The organism is Shewanella sp. SM68 (assembly GCF_025653925.1).
Taxonomy (GTDB): Bacteria; Pseudomonadota; Gammaproteobacteria; order Enterobacterales; family Shewanellaceae; genus Shewanella; species Shewanella oncorhynchi.
On the sequence record NZ_JAKKRU010000012.1, the window covers coordinates 112336 to 132939 of the forward strand.

At 45.2% G+C, this 20604-nt stretch carries 21 protein-coding genes; 8 read left to right on the top strand and 13 right to left on the bottom strand.

The window, feature by feature from the left end; all coding sequences use genetic code 11:
- Positions 1 to 85 precede the first annotated feature (85 nt).
- From L5M40_RS18205 to dolP, 4 genes are all read left to right on the top strand, one after another.
- On the top strand, positions 86 to 1987 hold the full coding sequence (locus tag L5M40_RS18205; RefSeq protein WP_263177069.1) for a penicillin-binding protein activator: 1902 nt from the start codon (positions 86 to 88) through the stop codon (positions 1985 to 1987).
- Positions 1984 to 2310, top strand: a complete 327-nt coding sequence (locus L5M40_RS18210) for a YraN family protein (RefSeq protein WP_105250524.1) — start codon at positions 1984 to 1986, stop codon at positions 2308 to 2310. The genes L5M40_RS18205 and L5M40_RS18210 overlap by 4 nt, the downstream gene beginning before the upstream one ends.
- Before the next feature lie 108 nt (positions 2311 to 2418).
- Positions 2419 to 3012, top strand: a complete 594-nt coding sequence (locus L5M40_RS18215; protein WP_105250525.1) for a phosphoheptose isomerase — start codon at positions 2419 to 2421, stop codon at positions 3010 to 3012.
- Positions 3009 to 3575 (top strand): division/outer membrane stress-associated lipid-binding lipoprotein, encoded by a 567-nt coding sequence (gene dolP / locus L5M40_RS18220; RefSeq protein WP_105250526.1) that lies wholly within the window; start codon positions 3009 to 3011, stop codon positions 3573 to 3575. The genes L5M40_RS18215 and dolP overlap by 4 nt, the downstream gene beginning before the upstream one ends.
- Before the next feature lie 72 nt (positions 3576 to 3647).
- Here the strand turns inward: dolP and L5M40_RS18225 are convergent, their stop codons facing one another.
- Positions 3648 to 4532, bottom strand: a complete 885-nt coding sequence (locus L5M40_RS18225) for a DMT family transporter (protein WP_131525400.1) — start codon at positions 4530 to 4532, stop codon at positions 3648 to 3650.
- A 120-nt stretch (positions 4533 to 4652) separates the two neighbouring features.
- On the opposite strand from L5M40_RS18225, the gene L5M40_RS18230 reads away from it, so the two are divergent.
- Complete coding sequence (locus L5M40_RS18230; RefSeq protein ID WP_173913161.1) at positions 4653 to 5525, top strand: LysR substrate-binding domain-containing protein; 873 nt, start codon at positions 4653 to 4655, stop codon at positions 5523 to 5525.
- A 61-nt stretch (positions 5526 to 5586) separates the two neighbouring features.
- Here L5M40_RS18230 and trpS read toward each other — a convergent pair whose 3' ends face one another.
- The 3 genes from trpS to rpe form a co-directional block, all read right to left on the bottom strand.
- Positions 5587 to 6585 carry a tryptophan--tRNA ligase gene (trpS, locus tag L5M40_RS18235; RefSeq protein WP_263177070.1) on the bottom strand — a complete coding sequence of 333 codons (999 nt, stop codon included), beginning with the start codon at positions 6583 to 6585 and terminating at the stop codon, positions 5587 to 5589.
- A gap of 65 nt (positions 6586 to 6650) precedes the next feature.
- Entirely contained in the window at positions 6651 to 7328 is a 678-nt protein-coding gene (locus L5M40_RS18240; RefSeq protein ID WP_263177071.1) for a phosphoglycolate phosphatase, read from the bottom strand.
- Positions 7329 to 7330: 2 nt separating this feature from the next.
- Complete coding sequence (gene rpe / locus L5M40_RS18245) at positions 7331 to 8005, bottom strand: ribulose-phosphate 3-epimerase (protein ID WP_012090481.1); 675 nt, start codon at positions 8003 to 8005, stop codon at positions 7331 to 7333.
- Positions 8006 to 8281: 276 nt separating this feature from the next.
- On the opposite strand from rpe, the gene L5M40_RS18250 reads away from it, so the two are divergent.
- Both L5M40_RS18250 and L5M40_RS18255 read left to right on the top strand, forming a co-directional pair.
- The gene (locus L5M40_RS18250) at positions 8282 to 8647 is read left to right on the top strand and encodes a hypothetical protein (RefSeq protein WP_105250531.1); all 366 of its coding nucleotides are present in this window, start codon (positions 8282 to 8284) and stop codon (positions 8645 to 8647) included.
- Positions 8647 to 8832, top strand: a complete 186-nt coding sequence (locus tag L5M40_RS18255; RefSeq protein WP_105250532.1) for a DUF2970 domain-containing protein — start codon at positions 8647 to 8649, stop codon at positions 8830 to 8832. The genes L5M40_RS18250 and L5M40_RS18255 overlap by 1 nt, the downstream gene beginning before the upstream one ends.
- Positions 8833 to 8850: 18 nt before the next feature.
- Here the strand turns inward: L5M40_RS18255 and L5M40_RS18260 are convergent, their stop codons facing one another.
- From L5M40_RS18260 to L5M40_RS18300, 9 genes are all read right to left on the bottom strand, one after another.
- Positions 8851 to 9690, bottom strand: coding sequence for a Dam family site-specific DNA-(adenine-N6)-methyltransferase (locus L5M40_RS18260; RefSeq protein ID WP_131525404.1), 840 nt, complete (start codon positions 9688 to 9690; stop codon positions 8851 to 8853).
- 48 nt (positions 9691 to 9738) lie between these two features.
- A complete protein-coding gene (locus L5M40_RS18265; protein WP_263177072.1) occupies positions 9739 to 11175 on the bottom strand; it encodes an AAA family ATPase in 1437 nt (478 codons plus the stop codon).
- An 18-nt stretch (positions 11176 to 11193) separates the two neighbouring features.
- Positions 11194 to 12270, bottom strand: coding sequence for a 3-dehydroquinate synthase (aroB, locus tag L5M40_RS18270; RefSeq protein WP_113941457.1), 1077 nt, complete (start codon positions 12268 to 12270; stop codon positions 11194 to 11196).
- Between the two features lie 9 nt (positions 12271 to 12279).
- The gene (gene aroK / locus L5M40_RS18275; RefSeq protein ID WP_006083542.1) at positions 12280 to 12795 is read right to left on the bottom strand and encodes a shikimate kinase AroK; all 516 of its coding nucleotides are present in this window, start codon (positions 12793 to 12795) and stop codon (positions 12280 to 12282) included.
- 216 nt (positions 12796 to 13011) lie between these two features.
- Positions 13012 to 15063, bottom strand: coding sequence for a type IV pilus secretin PilQ (locus tag L5M40_RS18280; protein ID WP_113941458.1), 2052 nt, complete (start codon positions 15061 to 15063; stop codon positions 13012 to 13014).
- A 21-nt stretch (positions 15064 to 15084) separates the two neighbouring features.
- Complete coding sequence (locus L5M40_RS18285) at positions 15085 to 15600, bottom strand: pilus assembly protein PilP (RefSeq protein WP_105250537.1); 516 nt, start codon at positions 15598 to 15600, stop codon at positions 15085 to 15087.
- Positions 15600 to 16223 carry a type 4a pilus biogenesis protein PilO gene (locus L5M40_RS18290; protein WP_263174071.1) on the bottom strand — a complete coding sequence of 208 codons (624 nt, stop codon included), beginning with the start codon at positions 16221 to 16223 and terminating at the stop codon, positions 15600 to 15602. Before L5M40_RS18290 ends, L5M40_RS18285 begins: the two co-directional genes overlap by 1 nt.
- Positions 16220 to 16804 (bottom strand): PilN domain-containing protein, encoded by a 585-nt coding sequence (locus tag L5M40_RS18295; protein ID WP_105250539.1) that lies wholly within the window; start codon positions 16802 to 16804, stop codon positions 16220 to 16222. The genes L5M40_RS18290 and L5M40_RS18295 overlap by 4 nt, the downstream gene beginning before the upstream one ends.
- Positions 16792 to 17871 (bottom strand): pilus assembly protein PilM, encoded by a 1080-nt coding sequence (locus L5M40_RS18300; RefSeq protein WP_105253014.1) that lies wholly within the window; start codon positions 17869 to 17871, stop codon positions 16792 to 16794. The genes L5M40_RS18295 and L5M40_RS18300 overlap by 13 nt, the downstream gene beginning before the upstream one ends.
- 188 nt (positions 17872 to 18059) lie before the next feature.
- Here L5M40_RS18300 and L5M40_RS18305 point away from each other — a divergent pair, with 188 nt between their 5' ends.
- Positions 18060 to 20594 carry a penicillin-binding protein 1A gene (locus tag L5M40_RS18305; RefSeq protein ID WP_263174072.1) on the top strand — a complete coding sequence of 845 codons (2535 nt, stop codon included), beginning with the start codon at positions 18060 to 18062 and terminating at the stop codon, positions 20592 to 20594.
- Positions 20595 to 20604 lie beyond the last annotated feature (10 nt).

Sequence of the window (20604 nt, forward strand, 5' to 3'; positions counted from 1 at the left end):
TACCTCTGTAATGACAGTGCCAAGACTTTCGTCAAGCGCGAGAGAAGGTTAAACTAGAGGCTGCATCTTACCAGAGTGAAGCCCAGTGTTAAAAAGCCTGAATACAACTAAGTTCGTTTCCGTGGCCATTTTATCGGTAATCTTGGCGGGTTGTGGCACTTCAACGCCCACCTCGACCGGAACTGCACCCACAGTGGCCACCTCTTTAGCATCTGCACCTTTGTCGGCCAATGTGTATTTGGCACAAGCCGCCAATAGCAAAGATCCGCAGCAGCGCGATACTAATCTGCTGCTCGCAGCCCATGCCTATATCAATGCCAACGACTACGCAGCGGCGCAGAAGCTACTAAAATCGATACAGCCAAGCTTGAATCAGAGCCCAACATTTCTGGCCGAACATAAATACTTGACCGCGCGCGTGCTTGAACACACGTCCACCTATAGTGATGCACTTAAAGTTCTCAATTATCCAAGCAATTGGAGTTTGCCAAGCTGGCAGATGACGGCCTATCACCAATTCAAGGCACATTTATATCAATTTAATAAACAACCTATTGAGCAAGTGCGTGAACTGAGTTTACTGACGACTTACTTGCCCCCCGCCCAAGCCAACGAGGTGAATAACGCGATTTGGCAAGTTCTGCAGCCAATGCACGAACAAACCTTAAAAGCCTTTACCCAAGATGCTAAGACTCCTGTGTTTACGGGTTGGTTGCAATTGGCTTATATCGCGAAGCATTATGCTGTCGATCCGACACAGTTAGTACGCTACTTAGGCGAATGGCAGAAACAAAATCCTTATCATCCTGCAGCGGCTAAGCTGCCCGCCGATCTTGACAGAGCCTTAAACGCTAAGCCATTTACGCCAAAAAACATTGCTGTGCTGTTGCCGCTGACGGGCCCAAGAGCTAACGCTGCCAATGCAATTCGCCAAGGCATATTAGCCAGTTACATGGCCAAGCAAAATGACCAAGTCGCAGTCAACTTTTATGACACGGCAAACGATGCTGCCAGCGCTTACCAACAGGCGCTAACTGCGGGAGCCGAATTTATTATTGGCCCATTATTGCCTACTGAAATTGAACAACTGCAAGTGATCAATGCGGCAAACACAGCCACCACTAATACGGTGACTAATACTACCAACCCAGACAAAACGGCCAATACAGCAACAGCACCTGCTGCGCCTGTACCACAACTATTTTTAAATCAAGTTGATAAGTTCACCCCCGATCCGAATAGGTTCTACTTTGCATTATCTCCCGCACAAGAGGCGGCCGATGCGGCGGAGCATTTATATCAAGATGGCGTAACTATGCCGTTACTGCTCGCCAGTAACGATGCCCTTGGCAAACGCATGGCCGAAAGCTTTATTCAAGCATGGAAAAAGAAGAGCGATAACCCTGTCGAAGTTCACTACTTCGATGGCGGTGATAAAATGCGCACCACAGTACAAGATGCCCTTGGTGTGCGCGATAGCCAAGAGCGGATCGCCCGTATTAAAGAGCTGTTAGGCAATTCAGTACAAGCCGACTTCCGCTCGCGCCAAGATATTGATGCCATTTATATGATTTCAACGCCACAGGATCTAACCCTGCTCAAGGCCTTTATCGACGTAAATTTTAGCGTTTTCACACAACCTGTGCCTTTATATACCTCAAGCCGCAGCCGAGTTGAAAATGAAAGCACACAAACGGCGCAGGATTTAAATAACCTGACCCTAAGCGACGCACCTTGGCTAATGCAAAACGGCGAAGAAAATCTGATGGTCAACACACTATTTTCGGGCTGGAATAACAGTCAGAAACGTTTGTTTGTTATGGGTTATGATGCAATGGATTTGATCGGCCGTTTAGCGCAAATGCGCTCATTCACGGGTTATCAATTCAATGGTCGCAGTGGTGCTTTATCTGTCAGTCCAGATGGCATAGTCAACCGCCAATTAAGCTGGGGACGTTATGAAAGAGGTAGCTTCCGCCAGTTATGACACTCGGACAGCAGGCAGAATCGCACGCCCAACGTTACCTTGAACAACAAGGCTTAACTTTTGTCGAACGTAATGTCCGCTATCCGTTTGGGGAAATTGATTTAATCATGCGCCATAAAAACCATTGGGTATTTGTCGAAGTGAAGTATCGTTCGGCAAATCAATATGGCGGCGCATTACAGGCCCTAAGCAGCGCGCAGATTTCGCGAATTCGCAAAGCGGCTAGCCACTATTTACAACTCAATAGACTCGATGTGCCCTGTCGTTTCGATGTCATCGCCATGGAAGCCGATCAAATTCATTGGCTAGTCGATGCCTTTTAAGTGCCAATAGTGAAAGAGTGACTACACAAATTATTTTAACGTCTGTGCCTCAACACGCTTGTGGAAATATGGCATGATAGCAACACTTTATCCTGAAAGGATGTATCCATGTTAGAACGCATTAAAGACAGCTTTACTGAATCTATCCAGACAAAAATCGATGCAGCCGAAGCACTGCCAGAATCCATCGCCAAAGCGGCCGAGATGATGGTGCACTGTCTTTTGGGTGGCAATAAAATCCTTGCTTGCGGTAACGGCGGCAGTGCTGGTGATGCGCAACATTTCTCAGCAGAACTACTAAACCGCTACGAGATTGAGCGTCCACCCTTACCAGCCATCGCTCTGTCTACCGATACTTCAACCATCACAGCTATCGCCAACGACTATAGCTATGATGAGATTTTCTCAAAACAGATTTTTGCCTTAGGTCAACCGGGCGACATTCTGCTAGCAATCTCGACCAGTGGTAACTCAGGTAACGTGATTAAAGCCATTGAAGCCGCATTAAGCCGCGACATGACTATCGTAGCGCTAACAGGTAAAGATGGCGGTGCTATGGCTGGCCTACTGAGCGTGAACGATGTGGAAATCCGCGTACCTTCAAATGTCACTGCACGTATCCAAGAAGTGCACTTACTGGTGATCCATTGCCTGTGTGACAATATTGACCGCACCCTCTTCCCACAGGACGAGCAGCAATGAGACACGCTGCCCCGCTGTTAATGGTTTGCTTGCTGCTTCAAGGCTGCGCCGGTGCCGTTATGGTGGGCGCAGTCAGTGGCGCTATGATGGCCAACGACGAACGTACTGTTAAGACTCAGCTTGATGATACCAATACTGATTTTAAGATCACCAGCGCACTGCTAGAGCAAGAAGATCTTAAAAAACAAACGAATATCACAGGTGTATCCGTCAATGGCAATGTACTTATGATAGGCCAAGCCCCTAACTCTACGTTAAGGGATAAAGCCATCAAGGTCGTACAAGATCTTAAGCTCGGCGGCAAAATACATAATCAAATCCGCATTGGCAATCCAACCTCTTTCACCACCCGCAGCAATGACACTTGGGTTACGACCAAAGTGAAGGGCCGCATGCTGAACGAAAAAGATTTGGATGTGACTCGCATTAAAGTCATCACTGAAAATGGTGAAGTCTTCCTGCTGGGGGTTATTCATCGCTCACAAGCAGACTTAGCTGTTGATATCGCCCGTAATACTGCTGGCGTGCGTAAAGTGGTGAAAGTATTTGAGTATGCTAAGTAATTTTGCAGTTTACCTATTTAAAACTTGAGCCTAAGTGAGCCAACTCGCCCACTTAGGCTTAAACCCTCGCTGTTATTTTCCCGTGAGTGTATCCGCTATCTTAGGTGCCGATTTTGATAGGAGCGATCCTAACCAAGGTAAAAACAACGAAGGTAATACGATTAAGGCGGCACCGAGCCAACTTAAGTTATCCAACCATTCATCGAACAACAACCAGCCTAAAAAGACAATAAACAATAAGCCAGTGTATTCCGCAATCGCGATATCACTCGCCTGTGCCTTGCGGTAAGCCAGCACACAAAACCAGTGATAAACCAATAAAAATGCGTTGCTCAGCAAGGCCACACCCACCAGCTCCCAACTCAAACCCTCAATCCCCTGAAACGCTGCAATCACTAACGTTGCCGGAATACCCAGCAAGTTATATAGCATTAGCGTTAGCACGGGATGCTCAGCATGGGGTACTTTTTTAAGTGCTAACTGATTCACTGCAAAGGTAAAAGCAGAAAACAGCACAGCAATGCCGTACCAGTTCATTTCGCTCGGCCGCAGGATAATCAAGATGCCGACAAAACCTAAGCCAGTACAGATTGTCTGAGCAGCGGTGATCCTCTCGCTCAGGAAGAAATACCCCATCAAAATAATCATTAGCGGTGCGGAATAAAACAATGAGCTAACTGTCGCGAGCGGCAATGCCATTAAGCCAATAATTAAAAAAAGCGCGCCAACTGAGCCTATGTTGGCACGCCAAAGGTGAACTGAGATATGTGTCGTCATCGGACGCTGCGAATACAGCCACACTGGCAACAACATAAATACTGAAGAGATTTGCCTGACAAGGAGGAAAGTCGAGGCACTCGCATCGTCCGGTAACCACTTGATCGACACATCATAGAAGGCACTGAATAGATTACCTACTATCAATAAAATCAAACCAATAACTACTGGGCGTTGCATTTTTTAACATCCATAAATCTCAATGGCGGCATGATAATCCTCGCAAAACTTAAGCTGAAATGATGCTTTCTCATGCTAGATGAATTAAATTCATACTAAAGCCTTTAGATATTGAAAATCATGAGAAAGCTCCCGCCATTACGCGCTCTACAAGTGTTTGAAGCTGCCGCCAGACAGCAGCATTTTTCTAAGGCCGCCGATGAACTGTGCATCACCCAAAGTGCAGTGTCTCACCAAGTGCGAGTATTAGAAGAGTATTTTGGCGAGCAACTGTTCGACCGTCAGGGGCGTAAACTGCAGTTAACGCCTAAGGGGCACGGACTATTTTTAGAGTTAGAGCGGATATTCAACGAGTTAAGCGACCTCAACTTGAAAGTACGCGATACGCCAAATCAACAGCTCTGCCTGGCCGTTTACAGCTCATTCTCGGTGAAATGGTTAATCCCAAGACTCGCCGATTTTCGCCGCCAATATCCGAGCGTGAAAATCCGCCTCGAGATGATCACCCAAGATCCTGATCTAAGCACCAGCACCGCGGATATCTTCATCGCCGGTAAGCTAAATCAACGTGGCTATTGGCAACAGTTACTGCACAAAGAGCGTTTAATTCCTGTATGCAGCCCCAGTTTTTACCTTAAATGGCGCGACATAAGCCTGAGTAATTTCCAGCAACAAGCTCTGCTGGTGGTTGATGAAGGGCCATTAGGGCTTGACTGGCACAAGTGGTCATCGGCGCACCAAATACCACTCGATAACGAACAACAGCATGTGTTTAGTCATATTGTGATGGCGATTGAAGCGGCGATTGCTGGCCAAGGCTTAGCCCTAGCGCCGGACTTTATGGTGGCTGGCGATATCACCACGGGGCGTTTAGTCGCCTTGAATCTTCCCGATGTGCATACCGGATTTGAATTTACCTTCTTTTGTAAGCAACGCCGTTTATCAGAACCAGCGATTGCCGCTTTCTCATCTTGGCTAAAATCACAGGCTTAGGATGAATTTACAGGTACAAAAAAGCCGACGCGAACGTCGGCTTAATTTATCGTTCGATTGATTACACTAACAAACCAATCTTCTCATACACTTCCTTCAGGGTCACTTCGGCGCGCGCCTGCGCACTCTGTGCGCCAGCTTTCATCACTTGGTCTAAGTATGCGCGATCGCTACGAATAGCGCGGTAACGCTCTTGTAGTGGCTCTAACATGCTCACAACCGCTTCACCTGCCGCACCTTTCAAATGGCCATACATCTTGCCTTCAAACTCGGCTTCTAGGCTCGCAATGCTTTGCCCTGTCACACCCGACATGAGACTCAACAGGTTAGAAACACCCGGTTTATTATCCACATCAAAACGCACGACTGGCGGCTCATCACTGTCTGTCATGGCTTTTTTCAGCTTCTTCAGCACTGATTTCGGATCTTCTAGCAGGCCGATAACGTTATTACGGTTATCGTCTGACTTAGACATCTTCTTTAGCGGCTCCTGCAGCGACATGACTTTAGCGCCAAGTTCAGGAATAAACGGCTCAGGAATGGTGAAAGTATCGCCATAGGCATTGTTAAAACGAGTAGCGATATCACGCGTTAACTCAAGGTGTTGTTTCTGATCTTGGCCAACGGGGATTTCGTTCGCTTGATAAATCAGAATATCCGCCGCCATCAACACTGGGTAGCCAAATAAACCCACGTTGATGTTGTTAGCGTGCTTTTGTGATTTATCTTTAAACTGAGTCATGCGGCTCAACTCGCCCATTTGGGTATAGCAGTTTAATGCCCAACCCAATTGCGTATGTTGTGGCACCTGTGACTGGATAAACACTGTACTCTTTTTAGGATCGACGCCACAGGCCAAATACAGGGCTAAGGTATCTAAACACGCTTCGCGCAACGCTTTAGGATCTTGGCGCACGGTAATGGCATGCAAATCGACGACACAATACAGGCAGTCGTGGCTATCTTGCATCGCAACCCATTGACGCAATGCACCCATGTAGTTACCTATGGTTAATTCGCCGGACGGCTGTGCACCGCTGAGTACTATGGGTTTGGTCATTACGTCATTGCTCCACTATCTATATAAAAAGACTAAAAAATCGACTAAAGAACAGGTAACCCCCATTACTTGGTAGGTTTTACCCAGTTCAAAATCTCACTAAATTGCTCACATACGGCATCTGGGCCACTGAGCCCAATATCTTCACCGTAGTTGTAGCCGTAGGTCAAGCCGATTGACGCTATCCCAGCCGCTTTCGCGGCTAAAATGTCGTTTTTAGAATCGCCGACCATCAATAACTCCGTTTTCTCCAATTGCCACTCATGCAATAAGTGCTGCAGCGGCAAAGGGTCGGGCTTCATCTTCGCTAAGGTATCACCACCTAACACTAAGCTGAAAAAGTCGTTAATCCCAAAGGCTTTGAGTAATGGCATGGTAAAACGATAGGGTTTATTAGTGACAACCGCTAACTTAAAGCCTGCATCAAACAAAGTTTGCAGCACTTGATGCACGTCGCTATACAGCGCACTGTGCTTTTCAAGATTTTCTTGATAATGATGCATAAAAATCGGCATGGCCGTATCAAGCGCGGTCTGCTCAACATCCGTACCCAAAGCATGACTCATAGCACGGCGCATCAACATCTCTGCACCGTTACCGACCCAAGTACGAACTTGCGCCTCAGAGCAGCTCTTCAAACCTAACTCGGCTAAGGCTTCCTGCGTGGCAACGGTTAGGTCAGGCACACTGTCAATCAGCGTGCCATCTAGATCAAACGCAATCGCTTTAATCTTATCCCACATGGCTATGCCCCAACTTTAGCAAGTTCGGCACGCATCTCATCAACAACGGCCTTATAATCGGGCTTGCCGAAAATAGCCGAGCCCGCAACAAACATGTCCGCACCGGCGGCCGCGATTTCTGCGATATTGTCGACCTTAACGCCGCCATCGACTTCTAAACGAATATCAAAACCACTGGCATCAATACGCGCACGCACTTGGCGCAGCTTATCTAAGGTTGATGGAATAAAGGATTGACCACCAAAACCAGGGTTCACTGACATCAATAGGATCACGTCGAGTTTATCCATCACATGGTCAAGATAATGCAGTGGTGTCGCAGGGTTAAACACGAGACCCGCCTTACAACCGCACTCTTTGATGAGCTGAAGAGTGCGATCGACGTGCTCAGAGGCTTCTGGGTGGAAAGTAATAATAGACGCGCCCGCTTTAGCAAAATCAGGCACGATACGGTCAACCGGCTTGACCATCAAATGCACATCAATATCAGCGGTAATCCCATAGTTACGCAGTGCTTGGCACACCATAGGGCCAATCGTTAAGTTAGGAACATAGTGATTATCCATCACATCAAAATGTACTACGTCGGTTCCCGCATCTAACACAGCTTTTACATCGTCACCCAAACGGGCAAAATCGGCAGATAAAATTGATGGAGCAATCAAGAATGGACGCATAAAACACTCGCTGCTATTTGGATAAAAAGTGCCTTATTTTACCCTGAGCCAAGCTAAGCCTCTATAGCTAAAGCCACATTTCTGGCAATTGATCCGCTATGCCTATGTCAGTAAAGCAGCACACTCTGCAGCTATCGCAGTAAATTGGGGCTTAGATTCGGTAAAATAAGCTAATATTTCCGAGCATTTTGGCTGGAATTGATAATTTTTTGTTCATAAACTAAGCGAGTTTGTTATACTCGAGGCGCAGTGCTGGTTCATTCCAAAGGAAGCGTTATGATGGAGCGGTTTAGTCAGTTTTCACACTATGTTAGGTCGGTGACATTTAAGTCATCTATGATGTTGGCATTTACTGCAGTTGTAGTGGCCACGCTAGCTTTTGGCGTTGAAAAACTTACGGAAAATACCGAAACTGCATCTTGCGCTTGTAGCAATGACACTCGTTACAACAATGCACTGCCCAGTAGCCACCCTAATAATCGCTGCGCCGATCAAGCACAAACCTTAAGCTGGAAAACGTGGCTTACAGGTAAAAACCGTTCGAGTCAGTTCCACTTTGTCGATCTACTTGAACTATTACATGGTCATCAAGATAAACCTATGGATGATCTCAAGCCCACTACGTCGCATCTCGCCTATTAATGCTTAGCCGAATTTGGCAAGTATTCCACAGTACCGTTGCAGCTTTTTTCGGGGTACAAACTAGCGAAAATCGTAAAAAAGATTTTCAAACCAGTTCCCCATTGCCCTACATAGTGATGGGCATAGTGTTAGCTGTCATCTTAGTGGCAAGTCTGATGTTTCTCGTAGGACAAGTGCTTAGCTAAACGTTATTTATGTTGAAACTAGTCGTCTTTTGGATCGTAGTTTTCATCATATAACGCCATCAACTCATCCACTTTGTTACGACCACTGCCATTTTGACTAATGTTGCGTTGCACTTGAATTTTCGCTAAATGCGCACCGCGATATAACTCGCGAGTTAATGGAATATCGTGATTACTAATCAATACCGGAATACCACGCTCTAACGCGGTATGGCGCGAATGACGAGCCAGCAGTGCTTGATCGTCTAAACTAAAACCTGCACCAACATATGTCGTGAAACTGGATGTAGTAGATAACGGTGCGTAAGGTGGATCGCAATAGATAACATCGCCACTGCGTGTCTGCTCAAAGGCTTTTTCGTAACCAATGCATTTAAACTCAGCACGTTGCGCTTTTTCAGAAAAGGCCCAGATTTCCTTTTCGGGGAAATAAGGTTTTTTATAGGAGCCAAAGGGCACATTGAAGCCACCCTTACGGTTATAACGGCATAAGCCATTAAAACCATGGCGATTTAAATAAAGAAAATACACAGAACGCTGGAAAGGGTCGCGACATTTATTAAAGTCGGTCCGCACCTGATAGTAAGCTTCCTTTTGATTCATCTCATCGACAAACAATGCTTTAGCGGCGGCAATGTATGCTTCTGGTTGATGCTTCACTATCTGATATAACTCGATCAAGTCCTGATTAATGTCACAGAGCAGGTAGCTAGGATAATCCGTATTCAAGAAAACGGATCCTGCACCCACAAACGGCTCGACCAAACGGTCTCCTGCGGGTAAATAACTGGCTAAATCATCCACCAATTTAAATTTACCGCCAGCCCACTTAAGGAAGGCTCTGTGTTTTTTTATCATTTAACTTGATGAATGCCGACAAAAATAAAGGCCATGATTGTACTCTGTTTATTCTGAAATTTCACGATTTGAGAGACTTTCTTCTACTTGATAATCTTTCAAATCGGCCCATTTTCTAACCCAAGGTTGCTCAAAACGATACTCCTTAACCAATTGCGCCGCCGCATTCGAAGCCAATTTGCTACTGCTGTAGTGACCAACGAGGACAACCCATCGCTGTTTATACTTTGCGACTCGAACGCCCTCGACATTCTCAAGACTCTTTAATGTCGAACGCAAGGTCTCTAACTGAGCAACACTCGCTATTTGTACGGTATAACCTTTGAGTGGCTTTTGCGGTTCCAAAACTGTTTTATCAACCTTTGCCGCCTCTGGCGCTGGAGACTGAACATCTACCGTTTTAGCTTGAGGCTCTGCATCCACAGTTGGCTCATCATCACCAAAAGACTTGCTACTCACTTCACCAACACTCACTAAGGCTGCATCATCAGGCTCTGGATGTGGTGCCTCACCATGAAATTCACTTAATGGATCGACAGCCTGTTCTGTTTTGGCTTTGGATGTATCTAGTTCGTTAACTTTCACGGTTACAGTGGCAAACTTTAATTGTTCAGCGCGCAGAGCAAAATAGGGGGCTAAGATTTTTTGCCCATAGGACAAGAAAGCGGGTGAATCTATCGCAGGAAAAGTCGCAGTCTCTAGGGCTTGCTCTTCAGAAAATGGTTGAGTAACACCAAGCCAAATACCTAGCGCTAACAACATGCTCACAGCTGTCACCATCACAGCTTTATATTTCATCCAAGAAGATGTTTTCTCTTGCGGGCTATGCAAGGCTTTATCTAACAGATTGACCACTTCTTGCGGCGTACCCGTTTGCTTCTCAAGCTGACTGCGTACGATTTCCCTTGGCGTAAAAGGGTTTTGATCGCTGTATCTCAGCAATGTTTGATACAAAGCTTCACGCTCTGGCATGGTTAACGGCTCAATACTGATAGGTAATATTTGCCGCCGCAATTGCTCGGGTAATTGTGGCAATAGGTCCGCTAAGAATGCCGGTGGAACCGTGAGCGTGACGGCAATATTCTTACCCGCACACTGGATCTGATTGAGAATAATACACTCAGCCCAGAGCGCCTTAGGCAATAAATGCGCATCATCGATAATGATATGTAGGGGTTTAGTTTGCGTGCTCGCAAGCCGCAACAGGGTATCGGCGAGGGGAATGTCGTCGTCAAAAATAGGGGATGAAATTAGCTGGACTAGAATCTTGCGGCGTATCTCAGCGTTATCGGCATGCATAGGACAAATCACAAATGCCGCATTTGACTCGTCAAAATCGGTCGCTAATCCGGTAACTAAGGTCGTTTTTCCTGAACCGCTGACACCAGAAAGCACCAGCAGCTGATCGCTATAACTGGCAACATGATGCATTCTTTGTATGAGGGCTTCCTGAGAAGGAAGCAAGACAGAACCCTGAAACGTCACTCGCCCACCACACAGTTTTTATGCGCAGCGAATAACCTGTTCAAGGGTAGATTCTGTGACTTGACTAAACACATCCGCGCGGCCTATTGCCGTTGGGAGCACCAGTCGAATCTGACCGCCTAAAACTTTTTTATCGCGTCGCATATGTTGAATGAAACTATCGAAATCCATAGATTCCGGCGCACTCACTGGAAGATCAAAAGCTTGTAGTAACTGTATGATACGACAAACGATTGACTCATCGATAAGCCCCAGTGCCTTAGCTGTTTTAGCAGCAAGGACTGTGCCAGCTGACACGGCTTCACCATGCAACCAATTACCGTAGCCCATTTCGGCTTCAATCGCGTGACCAAAGGTATGACCCAGATTCAACAAAGCACGCACGCCCTGCTCAGTTTCATCTTGGCTAACCACATCGGCTTTAATCTCACAGCAACGAGAGATAGCATAAACTAATGCTTCGGCATCTAAGGTTTTTAGCGCCGTTACATTATCTTCAAGCCATTGAAAAAAATCAGCATCCCACATGATGCCATACTTGATGACTTCCGCCATTCCCGCCGCAAACTCGCGCGCTGGAAGCGTATGTAAACATAAAGTATCGATAAGCACGATTTGTGGCTGATAAAAGGCCCCAATCATGTTTTTACCAAGAGGATGGTTAACAGCCGTTTTACCGCCGACGGAAGAATCCACCTGCGACAATAAAGTTGTCGGAATTTGAATAAAATCGATCCCACGTTGATAACATGCCGCGGCAAAGCCCGTCATATCACCAATCACGCCGCCACCCAAAGCCACCAACACAGAATCTCGACCATAGTTTTGCTGCAGCAGTGCAGTAAAAATAGTATCTAGATGTGCTAAGTCTTTGAATTGTTCGCCATCGGGAAGGATAACACTCTCTACCTCACCAAACGAAGCCATCGTCTCTTGTATCTGTTTAAGATACAAAGGCGCGACAGTTTCATTGGTGACGATAAGAATACGTTTTTTAAGCAGGTAGCGAGACAAAGTCTCGCCATCACTCATCAAATTCTGGCCAATGTAAATGGGATAACTACGTACACCTAAATCAACCTGAATTTGCTTCATAAATTCTGCCTAAAAACCTAATTGCTCAATGATCTGATTTGCGACGATCTTTGCGCTTTGATCATCGGTTTTGACAATCACATCGGCAATTTCTTCGTACAATGGATTACGGATCTCTGCAAGATTCTCCAACACTTCTCGAGGATCATCCACTTGCAATAATGGGCGTCGCTTGTCTCTTTGAGTACGAGCAACCTGTTTGTCGATAGTGGTTTCCAGGTAAACCACAATGCCACGAGCAGACAGATGATTACGGATATCTTTGCTTTGTACTGAACCACCACCGGTGGCAAGGACGATACCTTGTTTCTCAGACAAATCAGCAATAACCTGAGCTTCACGACGACGGAAGCCTTCTTCACCTTCGACGTCAAACACCCAAGCAATATCAGCGCCTGTGCGTTGTTCAATCTCTTGATCCGAATCGTGGAATTCTAAATGCAGCATTTGCGCCAGATGGCGACCAATTGTGCTTTTACCTGCGCCCATAGGGCCTACCAGAAAAATATTACGTTTTTCAGCCATTTCTTGTACGTCTGAATCTTATTGAAAAGTATGCCTATATCGACTCAACATCAAGCCGACCTATATGTTACCTTGCTCTTATGAGACTTGACCGAGGATTATCTCAGCTTAGGGTCTACTATGGCAAGCCATGTGCGCTATTTATGCAAAGAATTGTATTTCAGTAATAATAAAGCCAGCAATCACTGCTGGCTTTAGTCGATACATAGCAAGTGCTTAGATCTTCTCACCGACTATTTTGGGGGTTACGAAAATAAGTAGCTCTTGACGCTCATTTTTGTCTGTTGTGTTCCTAAACAGGAAACCGACTAAGGGAATGTCGCCGAGAATAGGGACTTTACTCACACGGCTGATCAAGTTTTGCTGATAAATACCACCAAGGACTATGGTTTCACCGTTATCAACTAGCACTTGAGTGCCAATACGTTGGGTATCGATGGCGACAGCGGGGCCCGTTGGTGTGTCAACCGTCTTGCCCTGAGAGTCTTGGGTGATTTCCAAATCTAAAATAACGCGGTTATCAGGTGTAATTTGTGGTGTAACTCGCAAGGACAACACGGCTTTCTTAAAAGTGACCGAGGTTGCACCGCTTGAAGTCGACTGCACATAAGGGATCTCCACACCCTGCTCAATATAAGCCGCCTTTTGGTTAGAGGTAGTAATACGAGGGCTGGCGATAATTTCACCTTTATTTTCTTGCTCTAACGCACTCAATTCCAAATCAAGAATAGTACCATCTGCCAACTTAGCAACGTGGAATGCGATACTTGTTGGATTGGTCACTGCCGCAGGCAAATTAACGTTCAAACGTTGGTCAGGAGTTGGAATGATGCCGTTGGCAATACTCTGAGCACCTTCTAATGTACCAGAAGTTCCCTTACTGCCCTGCTGATCCGTTACGCCCCAACGTATGCCTAAGTCTTCAGAGACATCATCTTTGACTGTTACCATACGTGACTCGATCAGCACTTGACGAATAGGGATATCGAGTACTTCGACTAAACGATGGATGTTCTCAATCGTTTCTGCCGTATCTTTCACAAGTACAGTGTTGGTACGTTCATCGACCGCGACTGAGCCGCGTGGCGAGAGTAAACTAGAATCTGCGCTTTTAAGCAGCTCAGCAATATCGATCGCTTTGGCATAGTTAATTTGCAAGTACTCAGAATACAAAGGTGCTAGCTCTTTAACTTCTTGCCTATTTTTGAGATTTTGGCTTTCACGAATAGCCAACTCTTCGCTCGGTGCCACCATTAAGATGTTGCCTTCGATACGCTTATCTAGGCCTTTGGTTTGTAGAATCAAATCTAATGCTTGGTCCCAGGGCACATCATCCAATCTCAAGGTGATGTTGCCTTCAACAGTATCACTCGTGACTAAGTTAAAATTGTTATAGTCAGCAATGATCTGCAAAACAGTACGTACAGGGATATTTTGAAAGTTAAGCGACAAAGTACGGCCATTGTATTTTTTAACATCTTTCTTGGCGGCAACTCTCTCAACTTTATTCATCGAGAGTCTAAAGAGATTATCCTCTTGCTTATAACTGAACTCATATTCCCCAGCAATATCAACTAAAATGCGCGTTGTTAGATCTTCTTTAAATGTCTCGAAGCTTTTTACTGGTGTTGAAAAATCTTTCACATCCATAACATAAAGCAGATCACTATTAATATCAGTGTTATATAACTTAACTTCGAGTTTAGCGCCCACTTGCTCAACGTTAACGGCAACCGAGCGGTTATTCAAATAGACTAATAACTCACCGCCACCATTTTCATTACGACGAAAATCGATATTTTTAATGCTGTTAACGAAGGGATTTTCTGCCTGAGTCTGAGCGCCTGCAACCTCATCATTAATAGTGAGTCGATATGAGTTGCCCATGACTGAACCTTGGTAAGGTTTCACTTTGGACATACCTAAGGTGACTTTAAGACGAGTATCTTGCTGCTCAGTCATCATGTCAGTTACACCGACTTGATTAATGGGTAAGCGATCCTTAGATAAACCAGAAATACTATTATCAAAGGTTAATACGAGCTCTGCAGGCGAGGCATTAGAGTCAATAACTGGCGGAGTGACCGCTTCTTCAAATACCAACTCTAGCTCTAACTGATGGTCAACCAAGGCATGGTACTTAACATCCATTAATCGGTTTGCAGCATAACTCGATGGCAAAATGCCAAATACCAATGCGATCCCAATAACAGACTTGATTAAGCCTGAAGAAATTAACGGGACTTTTATCGCGGCAGAAGATTTCATTATTCCCTCATCCTTCGCTCGTTATTCTCCAGAAAGTTCTAAATTGCTCGTCCTTTCGGACCAACAACCTGAACCATCTGGAATTAATTCTACTACTTCGACATTTTGTGAAGTAACTTTAGAAATGCGTCCATTAAACAGACCTAAATACTCACCAACGCCCATCCGATAAACACTGCCGTCATTTGTTTCAACTAATGCCCAAGTTGTATCGGCTTCACTTAAGGTGCCACGCATTTTTAAATTATCTAAAGGATAAGTTTCTAATCGTCCTTTTCGACGCTTTAAGTCCGGTTGTAAACAATCTTTGCTGGTATCAACAACTTCTTCCGTTAACTCACGCGAAGGTGGTACAAAAGGGCTACGCATTAACTCGGCTTGATAGGCAAAGTGCTCAAATCTTGGCGGCTCTTTCAAGGGCGGGATATGAGCAACGTGTTGCGCTTTGGTTGTAGTAACAAATAGCTCTAAATCACTACGATCGCCAACACAACCCATTAAAAAAAGACTCAAGGCTAACAAAGGTAAGAATTTCATTATTTCTTCCCCTTATTAGCAGGTTTTTCAGGCGGTAATTCAGCCCCTTCTTTAAAGCGGTATGTCTTGGCTAAGATATCCATTGCTAAGTTGCCGGCTTCATCTCGCTTAATGGTGAAATCATGGAGGCTGACGATACGCGGCAGCTTAGCGACACCACTCACCATACTACCTAGCTGATGGTAATCTCCCGTCACAGACATTTTAATTGGAAACTCAATATAGAAATCCCGCTGAATTTCGGCCTCCCAATTCAAACTATTAATTTTGAGTCCTGCATCCGTTGCAACAAAAGTTAAATCGTCTAGCAAACCTGGCATTTCATTTTCAGATGGCAGCATCTTCAGTAACTCTGCAAACTGCACTTCCATCGTCGCTAGCTGCTCTCGGTAGAGTTTTAAATTTGCCGCAAGTTGATACTTATTCTTGAAATCATCTCTAAGCTGCGCTTCTTTATCTTGCTCTGCGGTATAAATATCTACCGAATCGGAGACGACCAATAAATATCCCGCAGCAAAAACACAGAGTGCTAAAAGGATCGCGAAAAAGGTTTTAACTTGATTTGGCCAACCACCAATATTTTCAAAGTCGATATCATTAAATTGACTTAGATCGAGTTTCATTTACTCGCTCCTTTTGTCATTTTCTCAGGCTCATCTACACTCGCGCCTTTAATAGTGACTCTCAAACTAAAACGCTGTAATTGCCGTAACTCTTCATTTTGGGTCACGATCGACTGCATATTAGGATCGGTTAACCATTCGGAAGTTTTCACTTTTCGCATCATGTTGGCGACGTTATTGTTCGATTCACTACGCCCTTCAATCAGCAACAAACTGCCCTTTTTCTCTAGGCTAGACAGATATATTCCTGGAGGTACAATTCGAACAAGCTCATCTAACACGTGAGTAGGCAAATTACGGGATTGCTGTAGATTAAGAATAATTTCTGTACGCCGCTCAATGTCTTTCTTACGTTCAGTAATTTTCTTGATCTCAGAAATTTGTGTTTCAAGCAGACTGATTTCCGATTGCAAATAAGCGTTACGTGCTTTTTGCTCATCTGTCATAACATCTAATAAAGATACTGCGACATAGACTAAAATCGCCGACGCTAAAAATACTGCCGCTAAAATACCAATATAGTCGCGCTTTTGTTTTTCTCTCGCCTCTTCTCGCCAAGGGAGTAGGTTTATGTTCGCCATTGACCGTAACTCCTCAATGCTAAGCCACAAGCAACCATATATTTGCTGATTGTAGGTTGCAGCGCACTTTTAACCGACTCATCGGCATGCAAACACCCTTGAAAAGGATCGGCGATAATAGTGTGAACACCCAATTCATTCGTCAGTAAATTAGCCATACCTTCTAATTTAGATGTTCCACCGCATAATACGAGGTAGTCGACTTTATCTTTACCGCTGGAAGTGCAATAAATCTGTAGCGTACGTTTTATTTGTTGTAATAGCTGAGTTTGAAAAGGTGACAAAACTTCAAACATATAATTTCGTGGTAAGTCGCCTTCAATCTTTGCTTTCTCTGCTTGATCATAAGACATGCCATAGAAGGATAATATTGACTGAGTAAATTGCTCACCACCGAAAGCTTGCTCACGAATAAAAGTCGTCTCACCCGATTCAACCACAGAGAAAGTTGTCATATTCGCGCCGATATCAACCATAGCGACGGCTTTATGTTTCGCTCCTTCTGGAAGCTGGGCCAGAATTAACTCGGCAGCTCTACCTAGAGCGTAACCTTCAACATCCACCACTTTAGCTTCAAGTTCCACGCTATCCAGCGCATCGACTCTGACATCAATATTGTCAGTGCGGCATGCGCTCAACAGCACATCAACTTTAGTAGGATCGGTACTGTTTACGTTTAGCGTTTCAAAATCTATGCTAACTTCATCGAGTGAATACGGAATAAGGTTATCGGCTTCAATTTCTATCTGTGCCTCCATTTCTTCCTCACTAAGGGAGGCATCCATGTAGATCACTTTCGTCATCACAGCAGAACCCGAAACAGAAACAGCGGCATATTTAACGGATTTAGGCAGGCTACGTTTTATTTGCTTAAGGCATTCAACAACGGCATCAGCATCACGAATATCATGATCGTTAACGGCCCCCTTCTTAATGGGTACCGCGGCATGACTCAATATTTTGTATCCGTCAGCAGTCTTACTCAACAAAATGGCCTTAACTTCATGGGAACCGATATCGATTCCCACCATCTGCGGAGCCTGACGCTTCCATAAATTTGAAAGCATATCCATTGTCACTTTTTTATTTATATTTCAGTAAAAGAGATTAGCACAAAATCAACTTGTTATACTTACTTGTATCGAATGTTTCATCATTTTACAAATGCTATTTTATGAGTCTCACGTTTTTACTTCACCAAGACGTGTGCGCCTTATATACTGTCGCACTTAACAGAACATTAGGATAAATTTTGGTGAAGTGGTTAAAACGTATTGTTATAGCACTATTCAGTCTAGCCCTTTTGGGCGTAGGCGCCATTGTGGCAGCATACTTTTATGTTTTGCCGGATTTACCGGATGTTTCAACACTAAAAAATGTGCAACTTCAAACACCTTTACGTATTTACAGTAGTGACGGCAAACTTATTTCTCAATTCGGTGAGAAACGTCGCATTCCACTAACGTTAGACGAAGTGCCAAAACCTCTGCTACAGGCGTTTATCGCAACCGAAGATGCCCGCTTTTATGAACATGGTGGTATAGATCCTGTTGGCGTGCTTCGCGCCGCATTAGTGATGTTGACCACTGGTGAGAAAAAGCAAGGTGCGAGTACGATTACCATGCAGGTCGCACGTAACTTCTTCTTAACCCGCGATAAGACTATTATTCGTAAAGTGAAGGAGATTTTTATCTCCTATCATATTGAAGAGTTACTCACCAAAGATGAAATTTTAGAGCTCTACGTAAACCGCATTTACTTAGGCCAACGGGCCTACGGTGTTGGGGCTGCTGCGCAAGTGTATTTCGGTAAAAACGTGCAGGAACTCAGCTTATCTGAACTGGCCGTTATTGCAGGCCTACCCAAGGCGCCCTCTACACTCAATCCAATCACGTCACCTTCGCGTGCATTGGCTCGCCGTAATGTCGTCCTCATGCGGATGAATGAAGTCGGCTACATCAGCCAAACCGAATACCAAGCGGCACTACAAGAGCCATTGGTGGCCAGATATCATGGCGCTGAAATTGATCTCTATGCCCCTTATATTTCTGAAATGGCTCGGGATTACATGGTACAGAAGTACGGTGAAGAAGAGGCCTATACCAATGGCTACAACGTCTATACGACTATCTCATCGGATCTACAACTTAAAGCTCAACAGGCACTGCGTAATAACGTCTATGCCTATGATGAACGCCATGGCTACCGTGGTCCTGCTGCCGTATTGTGGACAGACGAAAAACCTGAGCCTGCTCAAATCAAAACTGAACTAGCCAAGATTGCTTCAGTACAAGAATTGCAACCCGCCGCAGTCATCAGCATTGCAGATCAGCAAGCCAGCATAATGACCGCCAAGGGCGAGACCAAAGTCATTACTTGGGATGGATTGAAGTGGGCACGTAAGTTTATTACTGATAAGCGTCAAGGCAGTGTACCGAAATCAGCTTCTGACATGCTCAAGGTCGGCGAACGTATTTGGATCCGTGATAACGGCCAATATTTGCAACTATCGCAAGTACCAGAAGTCGCCAGCGCAACAGTATCACTCGACCCCAAAAATGGTGCTATTCGCACTTTAGTTGGTGGTTATAGCTTTAGCCAAAGCCAATACAACCGAGTGACTCAAGCGAAACGTCAATTAGGTTCGAATATTAAACCTTTCATCTATGCCGCAGCATTAGAGAAAGGCTTTACCTTAGCGACCCTCATAGACAATGCGCCAATTAATAAACCCGATATCAGCCAAGGCACTGCATGGCGCCCTAAAAATTCACCCGATATCTATGGCGGCCCAACTCGTTTACGTGTGGGTTTAGCGCAATCTATTAACGTTATGTCTGTGCGTGCAATGCGCCATGTCGGACTCGACGAAACCATTGCTCAACTCGTTGAATTTGGTTTTGATCCTAACGACTTACCTCGCAACGAATCGATTGCATTAGGTTCGTCTTCAGTCACGCCATTGCAAGTAGTTACTGCATTTAACGTATTTGCTAACGGCGGTTTCTTACTCGAACCTTTCTATATTGATCGCGTAGAAGATGCTTACGGCAATGTTATCGAAAAAGCGAATCCTACATTGGCCTGTAAGCCTAGCCAAAGTCTTAGCCAACCAGTTACACTGAGCGATCCTATGGCGTTCAGCGTAAGTGGAGACTCTGGTGCAGAACCTAGTGCCCCCGTTGCGCAGTGTTTCGAACAAACTGGTCGCTACGCTCCGCAAATTATTTCAGAGCAAACGGCATTCCTCATTACCGAAGCACTGAAGAGCGTGATCTGGGGCGGCGGCGATTGGAGTAAAGGCACGGGTTGGCAAGGTACGGCTTGGCGCGCGGCAAAATTGATTAAGCGCCATGATATTGCAGGTAAAACGGGTACCACAAACGAATCGCGCGACACTTGGTTCAGTGGTTTTAGCCCAGTCATCACTAGCACTTTCTGGGTCGGTTTCGACGATCACGGTCGCCAACTTGGCAGAACCGCATGGAATGCAAACGGCGAAAAAGATCAGATAACTGGCGCCGAAGCGGGTGCGAAAACAGCTGGTCCGGGCTGGAACGAATTTATGAACAGTGTCTTACAAGGCACACCTGAAACAACCTCGATTCCACCAGAAGGCATAGTTTCGGTACGCATCGATTTAGCGACGGGTAAACTGACCCGTAAAACCGACTATACCAGTGCGTTCGAGTACTTTATTTCAGGTACAGAGCCGAAGGAATACATCAGCGAAACTCAGGATGAAAACAATTTATTCATCGATGCACCAACTGATGATTTATTCCAATAAACAAATGCTA